This window comes from Clostridium sp. CMCC3677 (assembly GCF_023845585.1).
In the GTDB taxonomy this organism is placed as follows: domain Bacteria; phylum Bacillota; class Clostridia; order Clostridiales; family Clostridiaceae; genus Clostridium; species Clostridium aquiflavi.
Window position 1 is genome coordinate 253,825 of the sequence record NZ_JAMQHS010000002.1, and the last position, 23,741, is coordinate 277,565.

Below are 23,741 nucleotides of genomic sequence, written 5' to 3' on the forward strand. Positions count from 1 at the left end.
AGTATAATACAAGATATTCTTGCAATTTACTATTTAAAATGTTAATTTATCACTTGTTTTTATAATTATAAATTTATAACACTATTGTAATTTCAGTTCCATATCCTAATTTGCTATTAATTTTAATGTCTCCACCATGATTATTTATTATTTCTTTTGATATAGCCATTCCGAGTCCTGACCCCTTATGATGTTCTCCTGTATTAGTTCCTCTATAATATCTATCAAAAATATGATTTAAATCTTTTGTGCTTATTCCATTGCCATTATCTTTTATTAAGATTGTTATTCTATCTACTTTTTTTAGTTCTATCTTTATTGAAACATCTTCTTTATTATGAACTATTGCATTGAAAATCAAATTAGTTAATGCCCTTTTTAAAAGTATAATATCTACTTCCTTTTCAATAACATCTATATTACTATTAAATTCTATGTCTCTATTTTCATATCTACTGTCATTTAATATATCAATTATTATGTTTCTAACTAAAGACACCAAATTAGTATTTTGCTTATTTAAAGTTAAAGCATTATTCTTTAACCTTGTAGATAAATTAAGTTCATCCACAAGCTCTTTTATATACTTAGATTTACTATATATTATTTCTGTATAATCTTGAATTTCTTCTCTTGAAAATTCATATTCTTTATCACTAATAATTTCAGCATATCCTTGAATAGAAGCTAATGGAGTCTTTATATCATGCGTAATGTTAGCCAGCCACTCTTCTCTCATTGAATCTAATTCTTTTCTTTCTATTTCATTTTGCCTTAATGCACTTGCTAAATCATTTATATTTGCAAAAACATCTTTATAAATTCCTTTTTCTTTAGTACATATTTCATAGTTACCTTTTGCTAACACATCTACATTATTTATTATTTCTCCCATAGGTTTAGTTAATTTTCTACTAAATAAATATCCAAATATTAAAGCTATTATTGCATCTACAATAAGTGTTAAAATTATTATTATCTTTACTTGATTTATTGCTGTATCCATAGAATAATTTAGTGTTATTCTATCTGCATATGTAGTTGGTAATGCAAGAATTATATTTACATGAGCATTACTTAAATCCTTTTCTAATAAAAAATTTACAAATGGACCTATTTTATACTTATAATTATGAACCATATCAAAAGGCGTATAATTTTTAGGAACATCCTGTGGCCTATTTATATTAGATATCTCTTCTCCATAATCATTTAAAACCTGTATCCAAGCCCCAGACTTTTCTAATAATATAATTCCTTCTTCTGTTATCTTTAATTCTCCATTATCTTCATACATATACTCTGAAAAGTCTCTTGCAAAACTCTCAGGATCTTTTGAATCATTGTTTTTATAGTTAATATTAACATCTAAAGTATACCAGCTAAATATAGTTAAGATATTCATTATAACTACTAATATGACAACTGCAACAATAGTAGCTATGAAGTTCCCCGTTATTTTCCATTTTGTCTTCATTCTAATCTTCCTTTACAGATAATTTATACCCAAGTCCCCTAACTGTAAGAATATATTTAGGATTAGATGAGTCATCTTCTATTTTTTCTCTTAATTTTCGTATATGAACCATTATTGTATTATCAAATCCAAAGTAGTCTTCTCCCCATACCTTATCCCATAGTTTTTCTTTACTTATTATTTGATTTTGATTGTGTGCTAATAAAGATAATATTTTAAGCTCCTTAGCTGTTAATTCTATTACTTTATCATTTTTCATTAGTTCTGCTCTGCTCTCATTTAAAACATACGGTCCAAATTTTATTATTTTTTCTTCATTATTAAGCTCATTTGAATTTTCATTAACATAACTGGCTCTTCTTAAATGAGCTTTTACTCTAAAAGCAACTTCCTTAGGACTAAATGGTTTAGTTATATAATCATCTCCGCCTATTGCAAAACCTAATATTTTATCTAATTCTTCTGTTTTAGCGGATAAGAATAATATGGGAACATTAGATGTACTTCTTATATCTTTGCATATTTCATATCCATCACCATCAGGCAACATTATATCTAATATAACTAATTCTGGTTTTACTCTTTTAAACTCTGCTAAACCTTCCTTTAAAGTTTTCGCTGTATATATATTATTAAATCCTTCTTTCTTCAACACTGTTTCTAACAATTTCAAAATTTCAATCTCATCATCTACTATTAATACCCTATTATTCATAACATTGTCCTCTCTTTCATTTGTTTTTATTCTTCGACAAAATTTTCATAATTTAATTTTACATTAATAGTAGATATAATAAAAGGAATTTATAATTAAAGTCGTTTACTATTTGTAAAATTCTTATATGCAATTAAAGGTAGTACAAATATTAATACTATTGATATTACTACTGCTAAACCTCTATACATAACTGGTATTTGATGTCTAACCATTAATTGACTCATCATAACCCAATTTGGTGTTAATGCTATAAAGTTAAGTAGTGATTTTGAAACAAGTCCTTGAGTGAAAAATGGAATTCCCATAACTGCGCCACCTAATATAAATGGTATTGCTGCTGACTTAAATGCTGATGATAAAGTTAATCCTATTTGTGCAAATAAAAATGAACCTAAAGTAACAGATAACACAACAATTATATACATTTGTAATACTGTAATTTCTGATTCACTATTTCCAAAATACCATAGATTTTTAATAGGATCATTTAAACTTTTAAATCCTTCAAGCGCAAATCCTCTTAATCCAACAAGTAAGGTAAATGAAACATTAATTAATGATAGTGCTATTCCAGCTGATATTGCTTTTGCTACTGTTATGTATTTTTTTCCATTTTTGGTGGTGTTTATTAATCCTACCATATTAGATTCATACTCTTTAGTATAATTTCCTGAGATTGCTATAAACATAACTAAGCCTATAAGTGGGATTGAACCTTCTATTTTATAAAATATATCTGCATAAGTTTCTGACATTCCAAAATCTCTAATTAAAATAAATCCAAACCCTAAAAGTAACGCCCAAAGCACTAGAAGACTCTTCTTACTTAATATTTTTCTTAATTCTGCTTTTATTAAATTCATCATATTAATTACACCTCTTTTGCATTTTCTAAATCAAAGTAAAACATATATACATCTTCAAATCTTGCTGATGTGGGCTCTACGTTTATTTCCTTTGGCATTGTATCTGAAACTACTCTTAATATAGTTGAATTAATATCACTTTGAATACTTACAACCTTGTATTTATCTTGAATTCTATTAATTTCACTTTCATCATTAACACTTATGTTGTAAACCCTGTTAGTCATATCAGATAATATTTCTTTATGAGTTCCTTTCATAAGAAGCTTTCCTTTTTTTATCATTATAGTTTCTTTTGCTACTGATTCTATATCTGATATTATATGAGTTGAAAGTATTATTATCTTATCTCTTGATATTTTAGCTATTAGATTTCTAAATCTTGTTCTTTCTTGCGGATCAAGTCCTGCTGTTGGTTCATCTAAAACTATTATCTTAGGATCATTTAGTAAAACTTGTGCTATACCAACTCTTCTTTTCATTCCACCTGAAAACTTTCCTATTGCTTTATTTCTAACATCATAAAGACCAACTAATTCTAATAATTCATCAACTTTAGAATTCAAACGTCTACCACTCATTCCTTTTAATGCACCAACATATTGTAAAAATTGTTTTGCAGTAAAATTCTTATATACTCCAAATTCTTGTGGAAGATATCCTATAACATCTCTATATTTATCATCTATCTTAAATATATCTTCACCATTATATAAGATTTCACCTTTGTCTGGTCTTATAAGTGTAGTTATTTGTTTCATTAAAGTTGTTTTTCCTGCTCCATTTGGTCCCAATAATCCATAAACACCATTTTCTAATGTAATTGTAATACCATCATTTGCTCTTTTTCTACCATATATTTTTGTTAAATCTTTTATTTCTAATTTATTCATTATTAATTCCTCCAATTATCTATTGATATATTTTGTTCTGCTTATTACAAAGCACAATATAGTTGAAATTATAAAAAGTACTACTAAAATAATTTTTACTAAACTTATAACTCCAATTTCATTTCCTAATAAATTAACACTTCCCATATAACTTCCAATCAAACTGTTAAAATTAAATATTAAATCATAGTAATTACCATATGAGAATACTGAAAGTATAATTGCTGGCATAAACTTTAAAGTTGATACTACTTTACTTAATACAATAAATACTCCAAACATGCTTATTGAACTTATAGATGACATGCTTATAAATGAAAATAACATTGATGCCATAGCCCAGCCCTCAAACATTAAAAATGCTATTTTAATGTTGCTTAATATGTACGAAATTATAGTTGGATTCCCATTTAGTATTGTTATATTATCAACTATTCTAAATGCTTCTAATTCTCCATTAATAGGTGCTCCTTGCTGAATATAAGTTATAACAAATATTCCTAATAAATAAACACTATAAACTGCTATTGGTATTAAAAGTGCTATTATTATTTTAGAATTTAATGCTTTCTTCTTTTGCTTTGATGAAAGTATAATATCTTTTACTGAAGATATTATTTCATCGGTATAAAGGTTAGATATAATTATCATTATAATTACAAGCATTGATATATTTATAAGTGGATTAGTTGCCCTGTAGTTAAACACTTGCCAAAATCCTACCTCTTCATATTTTGAGCTTTTCATATTACTTATTTTTTGTTTTGATATTGAAGCTATTGTTTTAGAAAATTTATCTTCATTATTTTCTTGCTTACTTAATTCTTCCAAAACTGATACTTTCATATTAAATTTTTCATTTGCTATTTCAGACTTTTCTCTACTATCTTCAATGTATCCTTTTTCAGCATCTATATAAGAATTTTTAGTTTCTAATGCTGGATCAATAAAGGATACAATTAGCAACGTAAAAGTTAAAACTGCTAATGAAATTATCATACCTTTAGATTTAATTAATTTTTTAAATTCCCATCCTATCATTTTTATCCTCCATATTTCATTTGTTCTCTTTCGCTATGTCTATATATTAGTACCTGAATCTTATATAAAAATATTATTAACCTTAAATAAAGCTTAATTAATTTAAATTATGTTGGTATTTTAAAGTATGACTTAAAAATGAACGCATAAAAAATGCCCGTTAAACACCTTATATAGGTATTTAACGGGCATCAAAATTTATTAGATTGAATAGTTCAGATATAATCCTTCTACTTTAGCCCAATCAATTATGTTCCAAATATTTTTAACATAATCAGCTCTTAGATTTTTGTATTTTAAATAATATGCATGTTCCCAGACATCTATACACAATATAGGAATAAGACCATTACTAATAGGATTATTTTGATTTAGTACATTTGTTACAGATAATTTTCCATTTGCATCTTTAACTAAAAAGCCATATCCAGATCCAAATTGTCCTATTGCTGCATTACTTATTTCATTTTTTAAATTTTCTAAATTTCCAAAGGTCTTATTTATCTCATCTAATAACTTTCCTTCTGGAGCTTTTTTAGGTGTTGGAGAAAGAATAGCAAAATATAAATTATGATTAAATACTCCACCACCTTGATTTATAACTCCTTGTCTAATTTCTTCAGGTATAGAATTTACATCAGATAATATTTTCCCTAGTGATTTTCCATTTGCAAATTCTTCATGACCTTTTAAAATATTATTTAAATTATTTACATAAGTTTGAAGATGTTTATTATAATGTATATCTACTGTCTCCTTATCTATATACGGTTCTAAAGCATCATAATTATATGGTAATTCAATTTTATTAAACATACGTATCTCTCCTTAAATTAAAATATTTTATTTCTATATTAATAGTATCTCTAATTAATGTTACTTTTATAATAAAAATAAACCGGCTTATATTTGTATGATAAATTGCTACGATTCTTTTGCATAATTATACCACAAATACGTTTTAATTGAAATAGCCTATTATAAAATAATTGATTTCATTAAATATTAATTATTAATATCTTGCTAATATATTGAAATTCACAAAAATCATTTGAATAAAATACCAGCATTCCTCATCTCCACACATATTTATTCATAAAAATTTACTTATATTAGACATAATAATTTTAGTTTATCAACAATGTAATTATACTTTTCAAATATCTCTAAACTCTCTTTGGATACTACCTTGCTCATTTTATTTAAATCAAAAATTAATCCATCTAAATTACTTATATCACACTCAAAACATAATTTTAATTTTTCATTCAATGCTTTGAAAGCCTTTTGATTGTTGCAAAATTCATCTATAATATTATTACTAAACCTTATCAAAACGTTTTCTTTTTGATTAAAAGAAGTTTCACTCTTTAATTTCATCTTAATCGATAATAACTTTTTAATAATACTATTAATCTCATTCATTATATCTTTACTCCAGCTTATTTCACTCCAACCTGTAATTCCGTATTCACTTATTTCAATACCACTAGAAATATTATTTACTGTAAACATATTTTCTGAAGAAATATATTCTTCTTCAATATATTCATGTAACTTCAAGGAATTTTCATATAGTTCTTTTACTTGTAATCTTGCATCATAAAATTCTTCGGATAAATCTACCTTTTTAAAATTTTCTTTATACGTTTTCATTTTTTCGCCCATATTTTCAACCCCTTAAATCTCTTGTTAATTTCATTATATACCATAATATACTTATTTATATAGTTGTATATAAAATTTATTATTTTAGAAAAAAAGCAGATATATTTTAAATATATCTGCTTTTTTATACATTTTTTTTATTAGATATTTTTCAATTTAAAAATATCAATAATTAATATTATTTAATATCTTGCAAAAGCTTTTTTAACTTATTTTGAACAAGCCATAGTTTTTTCTGTTTTCTATTATAAGATACCATCATATTCTTATTATTTTTATTTTTATCAAGTAATTTTATGTACTCCTCATCAGCTATCTTTAATGCATCTTCAATTACTAAAAGTTCATCCCTTGTAAACATACTACTCTTTCTCCCTTATTTTTAATTTATATCTTATATTTTATATAAATTTTATAGTAAATTCAAATTTTATAGTATTAAATACTTAAATTAAAAATCTTAATGAATAATAATTACTATACAATGAATTTTTATAAAAAAATAACTTTCTTCTACATTTTATAATAAAACTTATATTTTTTATTATAAATATAAAAATCCTCTCTAAGTTTATAAATTTCTATCATATTTCGTTTTATATGTTTTAATATTTTATTAATAAAATTAATTTTTAATTATGTATTTTTTAATTAAACGCCTTTAATAATATTAATTTATTTTTATTTATTGCATTTAATTACAAATTTATGATATAATAATTTAAATTAATAAATGGAAATATTATCTAAATTATTATATTTTTAAATAAATATTATTTTGTTATTAAAAAAAGAAAGAATATCATTTCGTATGTTTATACATAAAACTATATTTTTTCTTTTTATATATTAAAAAAGATTTAAATTATTAAGGGGGATATTTTATGAAACAGAAAGCATTATCGCTTATTTTGACAGCGATACTTTCTACTACTTTTCTTGTAGGTTGTGGTGGACAAACTGATAATAACTCAGGAAATTCTAGTGGAGAAAAAACATTTATCTTTGCACAAGGAGCTGATCCAAGGGGTCTTGATCCTGCTTTTGTTGATGATGGGGAATCTGCTAAAGTAATGTGTAATATCTATGAAGGTCTAGTTGCTTATGGTGATGATAATACTAATATCCAGCCATGCTTAGCTGAAAGCTGGGATATTAGTGAGGATGGTACTAAGTATACCTTTCATCTAAGAAAAGGAGTTAAATTCCATGATGGTACTGATTTTAATTCAGAAGCTGTTGTTAAATCAGTAGTTCGTCAATTACCTCCAAATAGAACTGATGATATGCCTTATGCATCATTCACTTTTGCTGGTGTTAAAACAGTTGAAGCAATTGATGAAAATACAGTTGAATTTATTCTTGAATCACCAAACACTCCTTTTATATCTAATTTAGCTATGTCACTTGCAGCTCCAATTGTAAGTCCTAAAGCTCTAGATGAAAGTAATGGAAATTTGAATGAGAAGCCTGTTGGTACTGGTCCATTTAAGTTTGTTTCTTGGGAAAAAGGAGAAAAAATTACCATAGAAAAAAATACTGATTATTGGGGCGAAAAATCAAAATTGGATAAAGTAGTATTAAAAATTACTAAAGAAAACTCTGTAAGAGCCAGTGAACTTATGACAGGTGCTATTGATGCTATGGATGGTTTAGATCCAAATGATGTTGATAAATTAAAAGAAAAGAATATGACCATATTCAGCAAACCTGGCATGAATATCAATTATATGGCATTCAATTGTGAAAGATCACCTTTTAATAATGTAAAATTAAGAGAAGCTTTATCATATGCTATTGATCGCAATGAATTAGTTCAATATTTATATCAAGGATATGCAGATCCAGCAAAAACAGAGATACCTAGTTTTATACCTGGATTTAAAGAAAATGTAGCTGCATATGAATACAATCCTGAAAAAGCTAAAGAAATCATTGCTGAACTTGGATTATCTGATTTAAACATACACATGATTACTTATTCAAATCCAAGACCATATAATTCTGTTGGAGGACAAAAACTTGCTGAAGCAATTCAAAATTACTTTAATAAGATTGGTGTTACTTCTACTATAGATGTATATCAATGGACTGAATATAAAGATAAAACTCAACAAGGTGAAGGCGATATCGTATTCTATGGATGGAATGGCGATAACGGTGATGCTGATAATTTCTTCTCTTTACTTGATAGTAAAGAGATTGCTGGTAGTTTAAATGTTGCCAGGTTTAATAATCCTGAGGTAGATGCTCTTTTATTGAAAGGTAAACAAACACCAAATGGTGATGCAAGAAATGCTGTTTATGGTGAACTTCAAGATTTACTTGCTAAACAAGCGCCTTGGGTTCCAATATCTTATGCTAAACAAATGGCTGCTTCCAAACCTAATGTTAAAAACTTTAGTGTTCATCCAACGGGTTCTATTTTCTTTAAAAACGTAGATAAAGAATAAAATCTAAAGCAAAACTTTAAGGGTTCCGATTTTATCGGGACCTTATAATTTAATATTATAAAAAAAGAGGTGAATTTATGGTCAAGTATATAATAAAAAGAATACTTCTTCTTATACCAGTACTTTTTGGTGTTTCTGTATTAGTGTTTTTAGTAATGCATGTTTTTAGTTCAGATCCTACATCAATAATTTTAGGACAGCATGCAAGTCAAGAGCAAATATCAGCTTTAAGAGAACAATTAGGATTAAATGATCCTTTGTATATTCAATATTTTGACTTTATGAAAGGTTTGATGCATGGAAATTTCGGCAACTCACTTATAACTAAAACTTCAGTTTCAAAAGAAATTTTTTCAAGATTCCCAGCAACTATTGAACTTGCTATAGTTGCAATAATTATTGCTTCAATAATAGGTGTTACTTTAGGAGTTATTTCTGCAGTAAAACAAAATTCAATTATAGATTATCTTTGTATGGGTGGCTCTTTACTTGGCGTTTCAATGCCTATATTTTGGCTTGGCTTAATTCTAATAGTTATATTTTCTGTTAATCTACATATACTTCCTGTTTCAGGCCGTGCAACAATAGGTATGGAACCTATTAAAATTACAGGATTGTATTTGTTAGACAGTTTAATTTCAGGAAACTTAACAGCATTTTGGGATTCTTTAAAGCATATGGCTCTTCCAGTAATAGCACTTGCATCATATTCAACTGCTATCATAGCTAGAATGACTCGTTCAACAATGCTTGAAGTTTTAGAACAAGACTATGTTAGAACTGCAAGATCAAAAGGTCTTATTGAAAATATAGTTATTATAAGACATGGTCTAAGAAATGCATTAATTCCTATTTCTACCGTTATTGGATTACAACTTGGTTCCTTACTTGGTGGTGCTGTATTAACAGAAACAGTTTTCTCTTGGCCTGGAATAGGCAGTTATACTATAGACGCTATATTAAAAGCTGATTATCCTGTTGTTCAAGGTGCTGTAATTATAATGGCAATAATATTTGTATTAGTAAATCTATTTGTTGATTTACTTTATGCTTATATAGATCCTCGTATAAAGTACTCTTAAAAAAGGGGTGTATATATTATTATGGATACTAATTTAATACAAGAAAATTCAGCTTCTATAGATGAAGTAAATTTATATGAAAACACAAAATGGAATAGATTTAAAAAATTCTTCAAACTAACAGTATCAAATCGCGCTGCATTAGTAGGTTTAATATTTATTTTATTAATTCTATTAGTTGCTATATTAGGCAAATATATAATGCCTTATGATCCTTATACTGGAGAATTATCAAATTCACTTCAAAAACCATCTGCACAGCATTTTTTAGGTACAGATGAACAAGGTAGAGATATATTTAGTAGAGTTATTGATGGAACAAAAATTTCATTAAGAGTTGGTATTATATCTGTTTCCATAGCTCTATCAATTGGGACAATAATAGGTTCTATTTGTGGTTACTTCGGTGGTAAGATTGATATGTTTTTAATGAGAGTAATGGATATAATTTTAGCTTTTCCTTCTTTACTCTTAGCAATTGCTTTTATGAGCGCTTTAGGAAAAGGCATTGATAAAGCAGTTATAGCAATTAGCATAGTTACAATCCCTGAGTATGCTCGAATAGTACGTGGTTGTGTGCTTTCTGTTCGTGAAAGTGAATATGTACAAGCTGCAAAAGCTATTGGAAACAATGACTTTGTTATAATCTTTAAGCATGTACTTCCCAATATTTTATCTCCAATAATAGTTCGTGCTACTTTAGGTATTTCAACGGCAATATTAGAAACTTCTGCTCTTGGATTCCTTGGACTTGGAGTACAACCACCCCTTGCAGAATGGGGTACTATGCTTGGATCTGGAAGAAGTTATTTTTATAATGCTCCTCATATAATTTTATTTCCTGGCCTTGCAATAACGCTTACAGTACTAGCTTTTAATTTATTTGGAGATGGTCTTAGAGATGCTTTAGATCCTAAGCTCAATTCATAAAGGGGGTACAATTTAATGCTACTTGATGTAAAAAATTTAAAGACAGAATTTATAACTAAAAAAGGTACAATATCTGCTGTAAATGGTGTAGATTTTAATATAAAGAAAGGTGAAGTCGTTGCATTAGTTGGTGAATCTGGTAGTGGTAAAAGCGTTACTTCTCTATCGATAATGAGACTTCATTCTAAAACAAGTAAAACCAAAATATCTGGAGAGATATTATTTAAATCAGAAAACTTGCTAGAAAAATCAGAAAAAGATATGCAAAATTTGCGTGGTAAAAATATATCCATGATTTTTCAAGAACCAATGACCTCTTTAAATCCTGTTTTTACTATCGGAAAACAAATTAGTGAAGCTGTTATGAAACATACAGGATGTAATAAAAAAGAAGCTCGTAAAAAATCAATTGAAATGTTAAATTTAGTTGGTATTCCTTCTCCAGAAAAAAGAATAGACTGTTATCCTCATCAATTAAGCGGTGGAATGAGACAAAGAGTTATGATTGCTATGGCACTTAGCTGTAACCCTGAACTTTTAATAGCTGATGAGCCTACTACTGCACTGGATGTTACCATACAAGCTCAAATATTAGAACTTATGCTAAAATTAAAGGAAAAATTAAATACTTCTATTTTACTTATAACTCATGATTTAGGAGTAGTAGCTGAGGTTGCAGATAGAGTTGTGGTTATGTATTGCGGTAAAGTCGTTGAAAACGCTTCGGTAAAAGATATTTTCAGTGATCCTAAGCATCCATATACAAAAGGGCTTCTTAGTTCTATTCCTAAAATAGATGAAGAGGTTGAAGAATTATTTATAATTCCTGGAACGGTTCCTAATCCATTAGAATTACCAACTGGATGTGCATTTAGAGATAGATGTGAAAAATGTATAGAAAAATGTGCTACTTCTCAGCCGCCTTTAATTTCTTTAGGTGATAGAGAAATTAGATGTTTTTTATATGATGAAAAAAAGGAGGAAAAATAGATGGAAAAGTTAATGGAAATTAAAAACTTAAAAAAATATTTTCCTGTTGGTTCCTCAGGATTTTTTCAAAAACCTCAATACGTTCAAGCAGTAGATGATGTTTCATTTGATATATACAAGGGTGAAACTTTAGGAATTGTTGGTGAGTCTGGCTGTGGAAAGTCTACTATGGGAAGACTATTAGTTAATTTACTGCACTCTACTTATGGAGAAATACTATTTGAAGGAAAAGATATTAATGCTATTAGAAAAAATAATAGAAAAGACATAAGCAAAAACATTCAAATTATCTTTCAAGATCCTTATGCTTCATTAAATCCACGAATGAAAATTGGTGATATTATAAAAGAACCTATGAAAGTTAATAATATAGCAAGTGGAGTCGAACTTGAGAAAAAAGTTGATAAACTTTTAAATTATGTTGGATTGTCATCTTATCACAAAGATAGATTTCCACATGAATTTAGTGGTGGGCAAAGACAAAGAGTTGGAATTGCTAGAGCAATTTCAGTTAGTCCAAAACTTATTGTATGTGATGAAGCTGTGTCTGCACTAGATGTTTCAATTCAAGCTCAAATCTTAAATCTTTTATCTGATCTTCAAAAAGAATTAGGATTTACTTATTTGTTTATAGCTCATGGTTTAAATGTTGTTAAACACATTAGTAATAGAGTTGGAGTTATGTATCTTGGTAAAATCGTTGAAATTGGAGATGTAAATTCATTATATTCTTCTCCACTTCATCCTTATACCAAAGCTTTGCTTTCTGCAATACCTGTTCCTAACCCTGAAATAAAAAAAGAAAGAATTATATTATCTGGAGATGTTCCTAGCCCTATAAATCCTCCAAAAGGATGCAGATTTCATACTAGATGTCCAAATTGCACAAATATATGTAAAGAAATCCAGCCTAAGCTTGTGGAATTAAAAAATGGACATACTGTTGCATGTCATTTATATGATAAGAATTACTCTCTCTGATTTTTAACTTGTTCATATATTGACACAAATATTAAGTGCAAACTATTCTAAAATAACTAAAACCTTAATTTAAGCTTAAATAGTATGATTTATTACACTTTAATTTTAAAATCCTAGTATAATATATTAGTAAAAAATATTAGTAGATTTGAGGTATTATTAATGAGTTGTTTAGGAAATATTATTTGGTTTATTTTTGGAGGATTTGTTAATGCAATTGGTTGGTTTTTCACAGGAATCTTTTGGTGCATAACTATAATCGGTATTCCTATTGGTCTTCAATGTTTTAAAATGGCAGGATTGCAACTTGCGCCTTTTGGAAAAGAAGTTGTAGAAACTGATTCTAGTGGCATAAGCTTTCTTTTAAATATATTATGGATTATATTTGGTGGATTAGGACTTTGTATTTCTAACCTTTTAAGTGCATTATTATTATGTATTACTATAGTCGGAATACCTTTTGCAGTTCAATCATTAAAACTAGCAAAATTATCTTTAATGCCTTTTGGTAAAGAAATTGTATAAGAAATAGGACATGCATAAACGAATGTAATATCGTTTATGCATGTCCTATTTTCATTATTTACTTCTAACTTCTTTTAATTTATTGTAATTATATATCAAATATAAAACTCTTTACTACTGCAAAAGCTTCTCTAGTATAGCATATTGGTATAAGATAATATATGGTTTTATTTGTATATAATTTCACTTCATTATATCCATTTCTCTTTGCTAGCATTTTACTTCTAAATCCATGAAAATCAGTTGTAACTATCTTAACACTTAAATTATCAATACTTTTTTTGCTGTGATCTTCAATTAGCTTTTTAGAATATTTAAAGTTTTCGAATGTATTTTTTGACTGATCTTCCATTAATATTTTATCTTCAGAAATACCTTGCTCTACTAAATATCTTTTCATAGCTTCTGCTTCAGAAATTCTTTCATCATTCCCTTTACCACCAGAAACAACAATATAACTATTATTATTAAATTCATTTATACATTGTAAAGCACTATCTAGTCTAGATTTTAAAATATAGCTAAGTTGATTCCCATTATTTAAACCTGCACCTAATACTACTATATAATCAGTGTTTTCTTTATTGCTTTTTGGACATGAGATTATTACTATCTCTACAGCAAGAAACAATACAAGCCCTATACATATAAAAAATTTCATTACTTTATTAATTTTCATGAAATATCTATTAAAAGCCAATTTTTGTTTTATAAAATGATATAAAACAAGTATGATACCTAAAATAAAAATAGGTAAACTAAATGCAATTTTTGAACTACTGAGAATATTAACTATACATACATATATAATTAATATGCAACCTAATAAAATGTCATAAATATTCCTCATACAACACCACCTCCACCAATTTACAAATAATAGTATTATTATATCATTTCAATACATATTAACAGTTACAAATATATTAAACTTATGTTTATGAATATTTATAATCTAATTAATTGATGTAAGTTTTTATTTTTAATATTATAAATATGTGTTGTATATTAAAAAAATTAAACTCTCGCATACAAGAAATATTTAAATTTAAGCATTAAAAACTAGTGTTAATTTAAGTTATAACAGAATTAGTATAGGTGATGATGTAATATGCTATAGATGTTTATCTAATATTTAAAATTTCACTTATTATTTCATATATTATTGCTTTTGTTTCTTTATTTGTAGTATCTATTTTTAAAGTATCCATTTTATCATACAACGCCAAGCGTTCTAAACTCCTATTTAATGAATTTCTATCCCTTTTTCCAGATAAAATATCCCTACCAACTCTTTTTAAAAGTTCTTCTTTTCCACAAGTCAATGTTATTTTATAGAGTTTAAAACTCTTCAAATTTATATTATCTAGTATTGAATCCATAATTTCATCACTTTCAATAAGCCAATTAAATATTACATACTCAATTGATGAACTTTCTAAAAAGTTGTTTAATATATGAGTAATATTATTTATAACAATTTTTTTATTTTCATCACTAGGAATAAAAGGATTAATCATAGCACACCAATCTCCATCAAGCCATGCTGAATTAAGCAAAGCTTTATTAAGATTTTCACATATAGTACTCTTCCCTACTCCCATTGTTCCGTTAACAATTATAAGTTTTTTAATCATTTATTACCTCATTAATACATGTTCTAGTGAATATAATTTTATACTCTAATTAACATTAATTCAACTTTATAACTTTGATATAAATAGAAATTCTACTCAAACTATCAATTTATAACAAATATTATTACATCATTTATTCTTAATTATGAATTCTGTTCTTTTTATATAACTTTTATCATACATTATATTAAGAAAGCAGTAGAATACCATTACTACCTAAATAATTTAAAAAGTATGAATTTTAAAGCACAAAAATAATAAATATTGCATATATATTATTAGATGGATAAATAAAAATCTATGGCACTATAGCCAAGCGGTAAGGCAGAGGTCTGCAAAACCTTTATTCCCCAGTTCAAATCTGGGTGGTGCCTCCACTAAAGAAAGCCAGTAAACTTGGGGTTTCTGCCCTTGCTTACTGGCTTTTTAATTTTTCACCTCTTAATACGACTATTTCTTTTTCTAAACAAATTAACAATTAAGTATATTGAATATATAATAATACTTATTATAAAAATAGAATGTACAATTGTCTTTCTTTGAAAAGTAAATTTATCAGGAAGTATTTTATATGAATTATCTTTATTTACTCCAATAGTAATTTCTTTTCCCACATAATCTCCAATTGAAGTTCTCATATTGCTTGTTAATGATTGATTTTTTATCTTGTATTCCACACTACTTTGATATGATCCAGATTTTCCATTAGTATAATAATCTATATTTGTAATAACTGCATCTTCAACTTTATAGCTTTTTTGATGTAAAATATAATTTATATAAATAGTATCTATTATTATACAATATAAATATAACCATAATATTGTTATATTTACTGTTTTAGGGTAAAATAATTAGATTGATAAATAATTTAAACTTACAATTTATGAATAGATAAAATTAGAATTAAAATATTATCATAGAAGGAGTTTATTATGAAAAAGTTATATCGTAATCTAATTATAATTTTTACCCTACTAATCATAGTTAGTATTGGCCTCTTTGCATCACTTAAAATTTATAGAGAAATTGAAGATAAGAAAAATGGAATAGGGCTTATTTTAGACACATATGAAGGTGTTGATGTCTATTATAATGGTAGTGACTATGGTAAAAATCATGGTAAAAGCTATAGTAATGATGGATACTATTATGGCTATAAATGGCAATGTGTAGAATATATAAAGAGATTTTTTTATGAAGCAAAAGCCCACAAAATGCCAGATGTATATGGAAATGCAAAAGATTTTTTTGATCAGGAATTGGAACAAGGTGCATTAAATGAAAAAAGAGGATTATATCAATATAAAAATGGTGATAATGAAAAACCTATGAAAGATGATCTTTTAGTTTTTACAGATACAAATTATGGACATGTAGTAATAATTTCAGAAGTAGGTGATGATTACATAGAAGTGGTTCAACAAAATATGGGACAAGAATCTCGTGATAAATTTGAACTAACTTTCATAGGCAATAAATATTATGTTGGTGGCAAAAGAGAACCAGCAGGATGGTTAAGAAAAGAATAGAGACAGTATATAGTTTTGTGTGAAAACAAAATTATATACTGTCTTTTTTTAATTAAAACCCTTTATTTTTAAGATCTGATACTATCTCTACATATTTTTCTATTACATCGAATCCTTTGTAGTCATCTCGTCTTAAATCTATAATATCTCCATGAGAAATTCCACGTCTATACTTACTTTTCAATACACCTTTAAATTCACCCCATTTAGCAGAATCTATTGCCACTAATCCATCATTTTCACCTTCAGTTAACTTTACTAAAATATATGGAATAGCCACTACATAATCACTAAATACATTTTTTACTACACTTGCATAACTTTGATAATAAACTTTATCTACATCTTTTACTTCTTCATTAAATTTTTTACTATGATACGTTGAAAATTGTCTACTTGCTGTATAAAAATCTGGATTTTTATCACCTAATATTCTATAATATTTATCAAATAATTTCGCAATGAATTTATAAATTCTATTTGGTATTTTGCAAGCTATATCAACAAACTTACATCCTCCATGTGGTGATGAAATCATTGTTAATGATGCAACAAAATCTTTCATATCTAATTTACTAACCATATAGCGTGCATCTAGTCCACCTTTTGAGTGGGCAATAATATTTACTTTTTCAACTCCTGTTTCCATTATAATTTGGAGAATTTTATCTTTAATATCTTGTGCATTATATATAATTGTTCCCCAGGCTTCTTGATTTCCATAATAAACTGTAGCCCCATTACGAATTAATTCTTTGGGTATTCTTCCCCAATAATTAATATACTTTAAATCTCTAAATCCAACTCCATGAACTAATACAAGTGGATATTTAGTTTTACATATATTGGAATCAATACGTGCATCATCTCTAATTACTTTATAACATTCATGGTCATACTCAATTCTCGCAATATGACAAGCATAAAGCATTATGAAAATATTTATAATTGGAATCCAAATCCAAAAAGCAATTATAAATCTTTTTATAATGTTTAATCTTCTTGAAGTACATAAAATTCGTAGAATCCCATTTGCAATTAGTAAAATAATACTTAGTCCAGTAATAATACTATCTATTATAAAAATATTATTAGGTATATGTTCTTTAAATATTATTTTAAATACAGTTATGTATATTATACTTTGGACGAATATAAGATATAATCCATAAAGTATAAGACTTCGTCCACCTATCATTATTTTTAATCTAACACTTATTATTTCCTTTTTTATATTCACTACTGTATTTAATTTAATCCAAATATAAAAAATGATAATACCTATTTCAATTAAAATTATCCATTTATATATACCACTGTCTTGTCCAATTTTACTTTGAGTACTAAAAAAATACTCCATCAAAACAATATGTGGAGCAAAAATTAAATATATACTAATAAAGCTTTTACTTAACAATGAATTTTTTCGCCTTATATGTAAATATATAACACTAATTAATATTATTGTTATAATAAAAGTTATTGTTAATCCTGTCATTATCAAAATCCATCCTTAATTTATATTTTTTTAATATACATATTCATTATAATTTTTAGTTTTATTCAAATAAAATACATTATAAGTCAATTATAGCATATTATTATTATCAAAATAACTTTCAACTAAAAAATAAAACAAGTAAATGATTCTTTTATCATCTACTTGTTTTAATTATTTAAATAATCTAAGCTACTTTCTTATCTCTTAATTTTTGCATCTTATTACTATGGTATATAAATATTGATATTAATGCGCATATTCCCATTAAATAAGGATAAAACAAATATTTCATTATAGCAAAAGGTGATATTGCAGCTAAACCAGCTGCTGAAATTAATTGAGCTCCATATGGGATTATTCCTTGAAAAACACAAGAAAACATATCCATTATTCCTGCAACTCTTTTAGGTTCTAAATCAAATTCATCTGAAATATTTTTAGCTATTGGACCTACTGTAACTATTGCTATAGTATTGTTAGCAGTACATACATCTACTAAGCTTACTAAAGTGGCTATTCCAAGTTCAGCATTTCTCTTATTCTTAAACTTCTTTAATCCTTTATTTAATATGTACTCTATTCCACCGTTTTCTTTAATTAATGCAATTGTTCCTGCTATTAATAATGATATAATTATTAACTCGCTCATTCCTGATATTCCAGTAGATATTGAACTACATAAACCAATAACATCAAAGCTGCCATAAATAAACCCAATTCCTGCAGCAATGATTATTCCTGCAAATAAAACTACCACAACATTTAATCCCATTAATGATGATGCTATTACTGCAATGTATGGAATTATTTTAACTAAGCTGTATTGTAATTCTTCTATACCTGTTGTAGCTGCATTTCTTGTTAATATTCCAAATACAATTGTAGTTATTATTGCCGCTGGAAGAACTATCTTAAAGTTCATTTTAAATTTATCTCTCATTTCACAACCTTGTGTTCTTGTTGCTGCTATAGTTGTATCTGAAATTATTGATAAGTTATCTCCAAACATAGCACCACTAACAACTGCCCCAACTGATATTGCAACTAATACTCCTGTTTTATCTGCTATTCCAACAGCTATTGGTACTAATGCTACTATTGTTCCCATTGAAGTACCTACAGAAAGAGCTATAAAGCATGCTATTAAAAATAAGCCTACAGTTAACAAGCTACTTGGTAAAATTGATAATCCTAAATTTACAGTTGAATCTACTGCACCCATATCTTTAGCTACTTGAGCAAATGCTCCAGCTAATATAAATATTAATATCATTAGAATGACATTATTATCTCCTGATCCTTTACAAAATATTTCTAATTTTTCATTTAAGTTTTTATCTTTATTCATAGCTAGAGCTGTTACTGCTGCTGCTGAAAATGGAATAATTACAGATACTGCATACATATCACCTGCAAGTACTGATACCCCCACATATACTATTAGAAATACTAATAGTGGTAATAATGATGCTATACTTGTTTTTTTCTTCATAAAATGTTTCCTCCTTTTGTCATTTCAAACTTTTTGTCAAAGAAATACTTAGGCAATTTATGGAAATATATTCTTTTTATTCTTTAATTAATTTTTTACAAATATTTTAAGTTTATTTTATAATTTATTAAAGAATTAAAAAATAAAAGCTTCACCCAATAGTGAAGCTTTAAATATTCTCATACTATATTAGACTTCTTATCTAACGGGATTTGGCACCACACCTTTAAAGTAAATTTTACATATTGATTTCAATATCATTTATTAAACCTTAAAAGTAGGTTGCTGGGCTTCATAGGGCCAGTCCCTCCACCACTCTTGATAAGTATTCTCTTTTTCAAATGTAATTTTAACAATAAAACGAACCCATGTCAATACTAAATATCAATAAAAACATTATTTATTTTGCAATTTTATATATTATCTTTATATTTAATAAGCTTTCTTTCAAAAAATATTGTCTATTTGTAACAATTTCTAATTTTAATACAAAGAATGTTTTTTATATTTCCTTATTTTATTTTGTGTTTTTATTATTTTATTTTTTTTGTTATTTTTATTGTGTTGTATTTTTTAAAGGTATGTTTCACTAACGTTTTATATAATAATATTAAGGTTATTTTATTAAATTCCATAAAATCACATCACTTAACTTTTTATTAGCTTCACCATCTCCGCCCTCAATTATTAATTAACTTTTTTCTATTCGCTTATCTATCTATATATTTTTTAACTCTAATAATTCTATAGTATATTTGAGTAACAAAAAAGAACCTATAAAAATAGATTCTTTTTTGTTACTCAACTTATTATTTCTTTAATTAATAGTTATCTTTTAAATTTAATTATTACTTTAAAAAGATCTCCATCAACTTCAATACTGAAGCTTCCACCTTGAAGCTCTACAAAACTTTTAGAAATTGCAAGACCTAAACCTGATCCTTCAGTGTTACGTGATGAATCTCCTCTAGCAAATCTTTCAACTATCTCATTTGGATTAAAATCAATTTCTACTTCTGACATATTCTTCAATAGTATTTCTATATATTCATCCTCTTCTAAAATATCTATATATACTCTTGAATTTTTCATTGCATATTTAGCTATATTATTTATTAAATTTTCAAATATTCTAAATGTTTTTTGACTATCTAGATTTAAAATAATTTTATTTTCAGGAAAATTATTTTTTAATATTAAACCAGAATTATTAATTTTATCACTTAATTCTATTTGTGTTTGCCTCATAAGTTCAACTATATCAACTTTAACTAAATTTAATTGAACATTCCCACTTGTTGCTTTACTTACTTCAAATAAATCTTCAATTAAAAATTTTAATCTTTGTGACTTTTTATCTATTGTATCTATATATGATTTACGATCCTCTTCACTAATATTCTCATCTTTTAATAAGTCAATATAAGTTATTATAGATGTAAGTGGAGTTTTTAAATCATGTGATACATTTGAAATAAGTTCTGTCTTCATCTTTTGGCTCTTTACTTCTTCATCAACTGCTTTTTTAAAGCCTTGTTGTATCTTTTTAATTTCATCCTTAAAGCTATTAAAAAGACCTAAGTCTTCGTTTATTTCAACATCTAAGTTTCCCTCTGCAATCTTATTTGTAGCATTAAGTAGAATTTGATATTTACCTTTAATATCATCCGAATATTTTCTTAAAATTATAAACAAGACTATTGTATATAAAAGTGCTGCCATGATTCCGAAAAACCATATACTGCAAATAATCACAAGAGCAACAAAATTTATAGCTAATATTTTAATAATAAATTTATTAGATTTATCCGTTAAATCAATATTTGACATATAATCGACTAGATTGTTTACCCATTTTTTTGATAATCTGAATATTTTAGCAATAAGTAAATTTTCTTTAAAGTATTTAATAAATCCAGTCTTAAATATATGCTTTAAGAACATAGCTCCACTTAATATTGCAAAAGTTATTACACTCCATAAAACCGTATTTATAATTATCCTTAGCATCCAATCCGTTTCTTGTGTTATTCCAAATCCAACAAATCCATTTCCGAACGTTCCTTGTAAAGTTTTTAATATTGCTGCACATGATGATATACCACACATCATGGCTGCACATCCAAATATAAATACAAGAACTTCAAATGGAACTTTAAATATATACTTAATTCCAAGTACTTCTTTTCCAATTTTATAAGGAATCAATAATGATACTATTAAGATAGTTGATAATATTATTAGTACTGTTGATACTACTACATCATTATTTATATTTACGCTAGATCTTTCTATCATTTCGCTTATACTATCATTGTATTTTAATTCTTTAGGAATAGCATAAACAAATGTAGTATCTTTTATTTTATTTAATTTAACGTTATCATCATAAACATGAAGTGAATTTTCAAATTCGAAATTTATAAGATTATTTCGTACATTAAATTCATCTGCACCATAAACAGTATTCACTTTAATATTTCCTTCTTCATCAAATTGCAAGACTATATAAAATCCATAAGTATCTTGTAATTTTTCTAGTTCTTCTGTATTGTTTTCTAAAAAAAATACTTGTAATGAGTTTTCACTATTAGTTTTTGTCACATCTCCATTTTTATTGATAACTAAATATTCAAGATTTTTTAAATTTCTTGATAAATTTCTTTCTAAGCTTCTAAGTTGAGAATTAACTAGTTTTTCTTTATTGTCTATATGGTTCTTTTGAGGTACATCATCCCCATATTCATCTATATTGTTGTTTATCTCTTGTATATAAACTTCTGAAAAATTCAAACTCTTATCTTGTTCCTTTTCTAAAAGATCTTTATATAAAACATAACTACTATCATAAATTTCTTTTAACATATTATACTCTTCATATGGTGATGAAGGTTCTGCTTTTTGAGATACCTTTTCTATTGTAGGATAAAAGCTTATTATTCCAATTGACGTCATTATTACTATTAATATTGCTATTATATTTATAATATACGGACTCTTATTTATACTTTTCAATTTTATATCCAACTCCCCACACAACCTTCAAATACTTAGGATTTTTCGGGTCAATTTCTATTTTCTCTCTTATATTCCTTACGTGTACCATTACAGTGTCTGTGTTTACTGCATTTTCATTCCATACTTTTTCATATATTTCATCTGCTGAAAACACTCTACCAGGATTTTTAATTAATAAGTGTAATATTTTAAATTCTATAGGTGTTAATTTTACTGGCTCCTCATCTACAAATACCTCTTTAGTTTCTGCATTTAATTCTAAACCATCTATTATAAAATTATTATTTTTCTCTTCTAAATTATTTATAACATTTAAATACTTAGAATATCTTCTAAGTTGAGAATTAACTCTTGCTAGAAGTTCCATAGGATTAAATGGTTTAGTAATATAATCATCAGCTCCAATATTAAGACCCATTATTTTATCCATTTCTTCTGATTTAGCAGATAACATTATGACAGGAAAATCAAATTCACCTCTAAGTTTCATGGTCATTTGAATTCCATCCATTTTAGGCATCATTATATCTACTATAGCTAAATGTATAATTTCATTTTTTATTACATCTAGACCTTCAATTCCATTATGAGCTTTAAAAACATTGTATCCTTGGTTATTTAAATATATTGCAATTGCATCACATATTTCTTTTTCATCTTCAACTATTAAAACATTATATAATTTCATAATATTAACCCTCACCTTTACATACCAAAATCGCCAAGGCGACTTTAGAACTGTCGATTTTTTTTAGCCATGCACCCTTTCCAAACGCAGTGCAGGAATAATGGTGCGGCAATATGATTAATTTTTATTCTTTATGAATACTAATTATAATTTTAAAATATGGTATTCTAGAATTTATTTTAAAATTTAAGATTTTTATAATTGGTCTAAAGAATAAAAATCATTGCAATTATATAATAACATAAGATA

22 protein-coding genes, 1 tRNA gene and 1 riboswitch are annotated in these 23,741 nt (G+C 26.3%); of the genes, 8 read left to right on the forward strand and 15 right to left on the reverse strand.

Going from position 1 to position 23,741, the window contains the following annotated elements:
• Positions 1-73: 73 nt before the first annotated feature.
• From NG901_RS03155 to NG901_RS03190, 8 genes are all read right to left on the reverse strand, one after another.
• Positions 74-1,477 (reverse strand): sensor histidine kinase, encoded by a 1,404-nt coding sequence (locus NG901_RS03155; RefSeq protein ID WP_252212294.1) that lies wholly within the window; start codon positions 1,475-1,477, stop codon positions 74-76.
• 1 nt (position 1,478) lies between these two features.
• Entirely contained in the window at positions 1,479-2,192 is a 714-nt protein-coding gene (locus NG901_RS03160; protein WP_252212295.1) for a response regulator transcription factor, read from the reverse strand.
• Between the two features lie 95 nt (positions 2,193-2,287).
• The gene (locus NG901_RS03165; RefSeq protein ID WP_252212296.1) at positions 2,288-3,061 is read right to left on the reverse strand and encodes an ABC transporter permease; all 774 of its coding nucleotides are present in this window, start codon (positions 3,059-3,061) and stop codon (positions 2,288-2,290) included.
• A 5-nt stretch (positions 3,062-3,066) separates the two neighbouring features.
• Positions 3,067-3,954, reverse strand: coding sequence for an ABC transporter ATP-binding protein (locus tag NG901_RS03170; protein ID WP_252212297.1), 888 nt, complete (start codon positions 3,952-3,954; stop codon positions 3,067-3,069).
• 15 nt (positions 3,955-3,969) lie between these two features.
• Positions 3,970-4,995, reverse strand: a complete 1,026-nt coding sequence (locus NG901_RS03175; protein WP_252212298.1) for a hypothetical protein — start codon at positions 4,993-4,995, stop codon at positions 3,970-3,972.
• Between the two features lie 201 nt (positions 4,996-5,196).
• A complete protein-coding gene (locus tag NG901_RS03180; protein ID WP_252212299.1) occupies positions 5,197-5,811 on the reverse strand; it encodes a superoxide dismutase in 615 nt (204 codons plus the stop codon).
• 291 nt (positions 5,812-6,102) lie between these two features.
• Entirely contained in the window at positions 6,103-6,663 is a 561-nt protein-coding gene (locus NG901_RS03185) for a hypothetical protein (RefSeq protein ID WP_252212300.1), read from the reverse strand.
• A gap of 178 nt (positions 6,664-6,841) precedes the next feature.
• Positions 6,842-7,024 (reverse strand): hypothetical protein, encoded by a 183-nt coding sequence (locus NG901_RS03190; protein ID WP_252212301.1) that lies wholly within the window; start codon positions 7,022-7,024, stop codon positions 6,842-6,844.
• A 523-nt stretch (positions 7,025-7,547) separates the two neighbouring features.
• Here NG901_RS03190 and NG901_RS03195 point away from each other — a divergent pair.
• From NG901_RS03195 to NG901_RS03220, 6 genes are all read left to right on the forward strand, one after another.
• A complete protein-coding gene (locus NG901_RS03195) occupies positions 7,548-9,116 on the forward strand; it encodes an ABC transporter substrate-binding protein (protein WP_252212302.1) in 1,569 nt (522 codons plus the stop codon).
• 77 nt (positions 9,117-9,193) lie between these two features.
• Entirely contained in the window at positions 9,194-10,198 is a 1,005-nt protein-coding gene (locus NG901_RS03200; RefSeq protein WP_252212303.1) for an ABC transporter permease, read from the forward strand.
• A 21-nt stretch (positions 10,199-10,219) separates the two neighbouring features.
• On the forward strand, positions 10,220-11,128 hold the full coding sequence (nikC, locus tag NG901_RS03205; protein WP_252212304.1) for a nickel transporter permease: 909 nt from the start codon (positions 10,220-10,222) through the stop codon (positions 11,126-11,128).
• Between the two features lie 15 nt (positions 11,129-11,143).
• Positions 11,144-12,118 carry an ABC transporter ATP-binding protein gene (locus NG901_RS03210; protein ID WP_252212305.1) on the forward strand — a complete coding sequence of 325 codons (975 nt, stop codon included), beginning with the start codon at positions 11,144-11,146 and terminating at the stop codon, positions 12,116-12,118.
• Positions 12,119-13,099 (forward strand): ABC transporter ATP-binding protein, encoded by a 981-nt coding sequence (locus NG901_RS03215; protein ID WP_252212306.1) that lies wholly within the window; start codon positions 12,119-12,121, stop codon positions 13,097-13,099.
• 162 nt (positions 13,100-13,261) lie between these two features.
• Positions 13,262-13,624 (forward strand): YccF domain-containing protein, encoded by a 363-nt coding sequence (locus NG901_RS03220; protein WP_252212307.1) that lies wholly within the window; start codon positions 13,262-13,264, stop codon positions 13,622-13,624.
• Between the two features lie 88 nt (positions 13,625-13,712).
• Here the strand turns inward: NG901_RS03220 and NG901_RS03225 are convergent, their stop codons facing one another.
• Together NG901_RS03225 and NG901_RS03230 are read right to left on the reverse strand one after the other, a co-directional pair.
• Positions 13,713-14,474 (reverse strand): YdcF family protein, encoded by a 762-nt coding sequence (locus NG901_RS03225; protein ID WP_252212308.1) that lies wholly within the window; start codon positions 14,472-14,474, stop codon positions 13,713-13,715.
• A 274-nt stretch (positions 14,475-14,748) separates the two neighbouring features.
• A complete protein-coding gene (locus NG901_RS03230) occupies positions 14,749-15,261 on the reverse strand; it encodes an AAA family ATPase (RefSeq protein WP_252212309.1) in 513 nt (170 codons plus the stop codon).
• A gap of 302 nt (positions 15,262-15,563) precedes the next feature.
• Here NG901_RS03230 and NG901_RS03235 point away from each other — a divergent pair.
• Positions 15,564-15,638: transfer RNA gene (locus tag NG901_RS03235), tRNA-Cys, on the forward strand.
• A gap of 57 nt (positions 15,639-15,695) precedes the next feature.
• On the opposite strand, the gene NG901_RS03240 is transcribed toward NG901_RS03235, so the two are convergent.
• Positions 15,696-15,938 carry a hypothetical protein gene (locus NG901_RS03240; protein ID WP_252212310.1) on the reverse strand — a complete coding sequence of 81 codons (243 nt, stop codon included), beginning with the start codon at positions 15,936-15,938 and terminating at the stop codon, positions 15,696-15,698.
• Positions 15,939-16,196: 258 nt separating this feature from the next.
• On the opposite strand from NG901_RS03240, the gene NG901_RS03245 reads away from it, so the two are divergent.
• Positions 16,197-16,793: a CHAP domain-containing protein gene (locus NG901_RS03245; RefSeq protein ID WP_252212311.1), complete on the forward strand. Its 597-nt coding sequence runs from the start codon at positions 16,197-16,199 to the stop codon at positions 16,791-16,793.
• 52 nt (positions 16,794-16,845) lie between these two features.
• Here NG901_RS03245 and NG901_RS03250 read toward each other — a convergent pair whose 3' ends face one another.
• The 4 genes from NG901_RS03250 to NG901_RS03265 all read right to left on the reverse strand — a co-directional run bounded on the left by NG901_RS03250 (position 16,846) and on the right by NG901_RS03265 (position 23,492).
• Positions 16,846-18,291, reverse strand: coding sequence for a lipase family alpha/beta hydrolase (locus NG901_RS03250; RefSeq protein ID WP_252212312.1), 1,446 nt, complete (start codon positions 18,289-18,291; stop codon positions 16,846-16,848).
• 187 nt (positions 18,292-18,478) lie between these two features.
• On the reverse strand, positions 18,479-19,786 hold the full coding sequence (locus NG901_RS03255) for a Na+/H+ antiporter NhaC family protein (RefSeq protein WP_252212313.1): 1,308 nt from the start codon (positions 19,784-19,786) through the stop codon (positions 18,479-18,481).
• Positions 19,787-19,962: 176 nt separating this feature from the next.
• Positions 19,963-20,114: riboswitch (SAM riboswitch) on the reverse strand.
• 500 nt (positions 20,115-20,614) lie between these two features.
• Positions 20,615-22,801 (reverse strand): sensor histidine kinase, encoded by a 2,187-nt coding sequence (locus NG901_RS03260; protein WP_252212314.1) that lies wholly within the window; start codon positions 22,799-22,801, stop codon positions 20,615-20,617.
• Positions 22,785-23,492: a response regulator transcription factor gene (locus tag NG901_RS03265; protein ID WP_252212315.1), complete on the reverse strand. Its 708-nt coding sequence runs from the start codon at positions 23,490-23,492 to the stop codon at positions 22,785-22,787. Before NG901_RS03265 ends, NG901_RS03260 begins: the two co-directional genes overlap by 17 nt.
• Between the last annotated feature and the right edge of the window lie 249 nt (positions 23,493-23,741).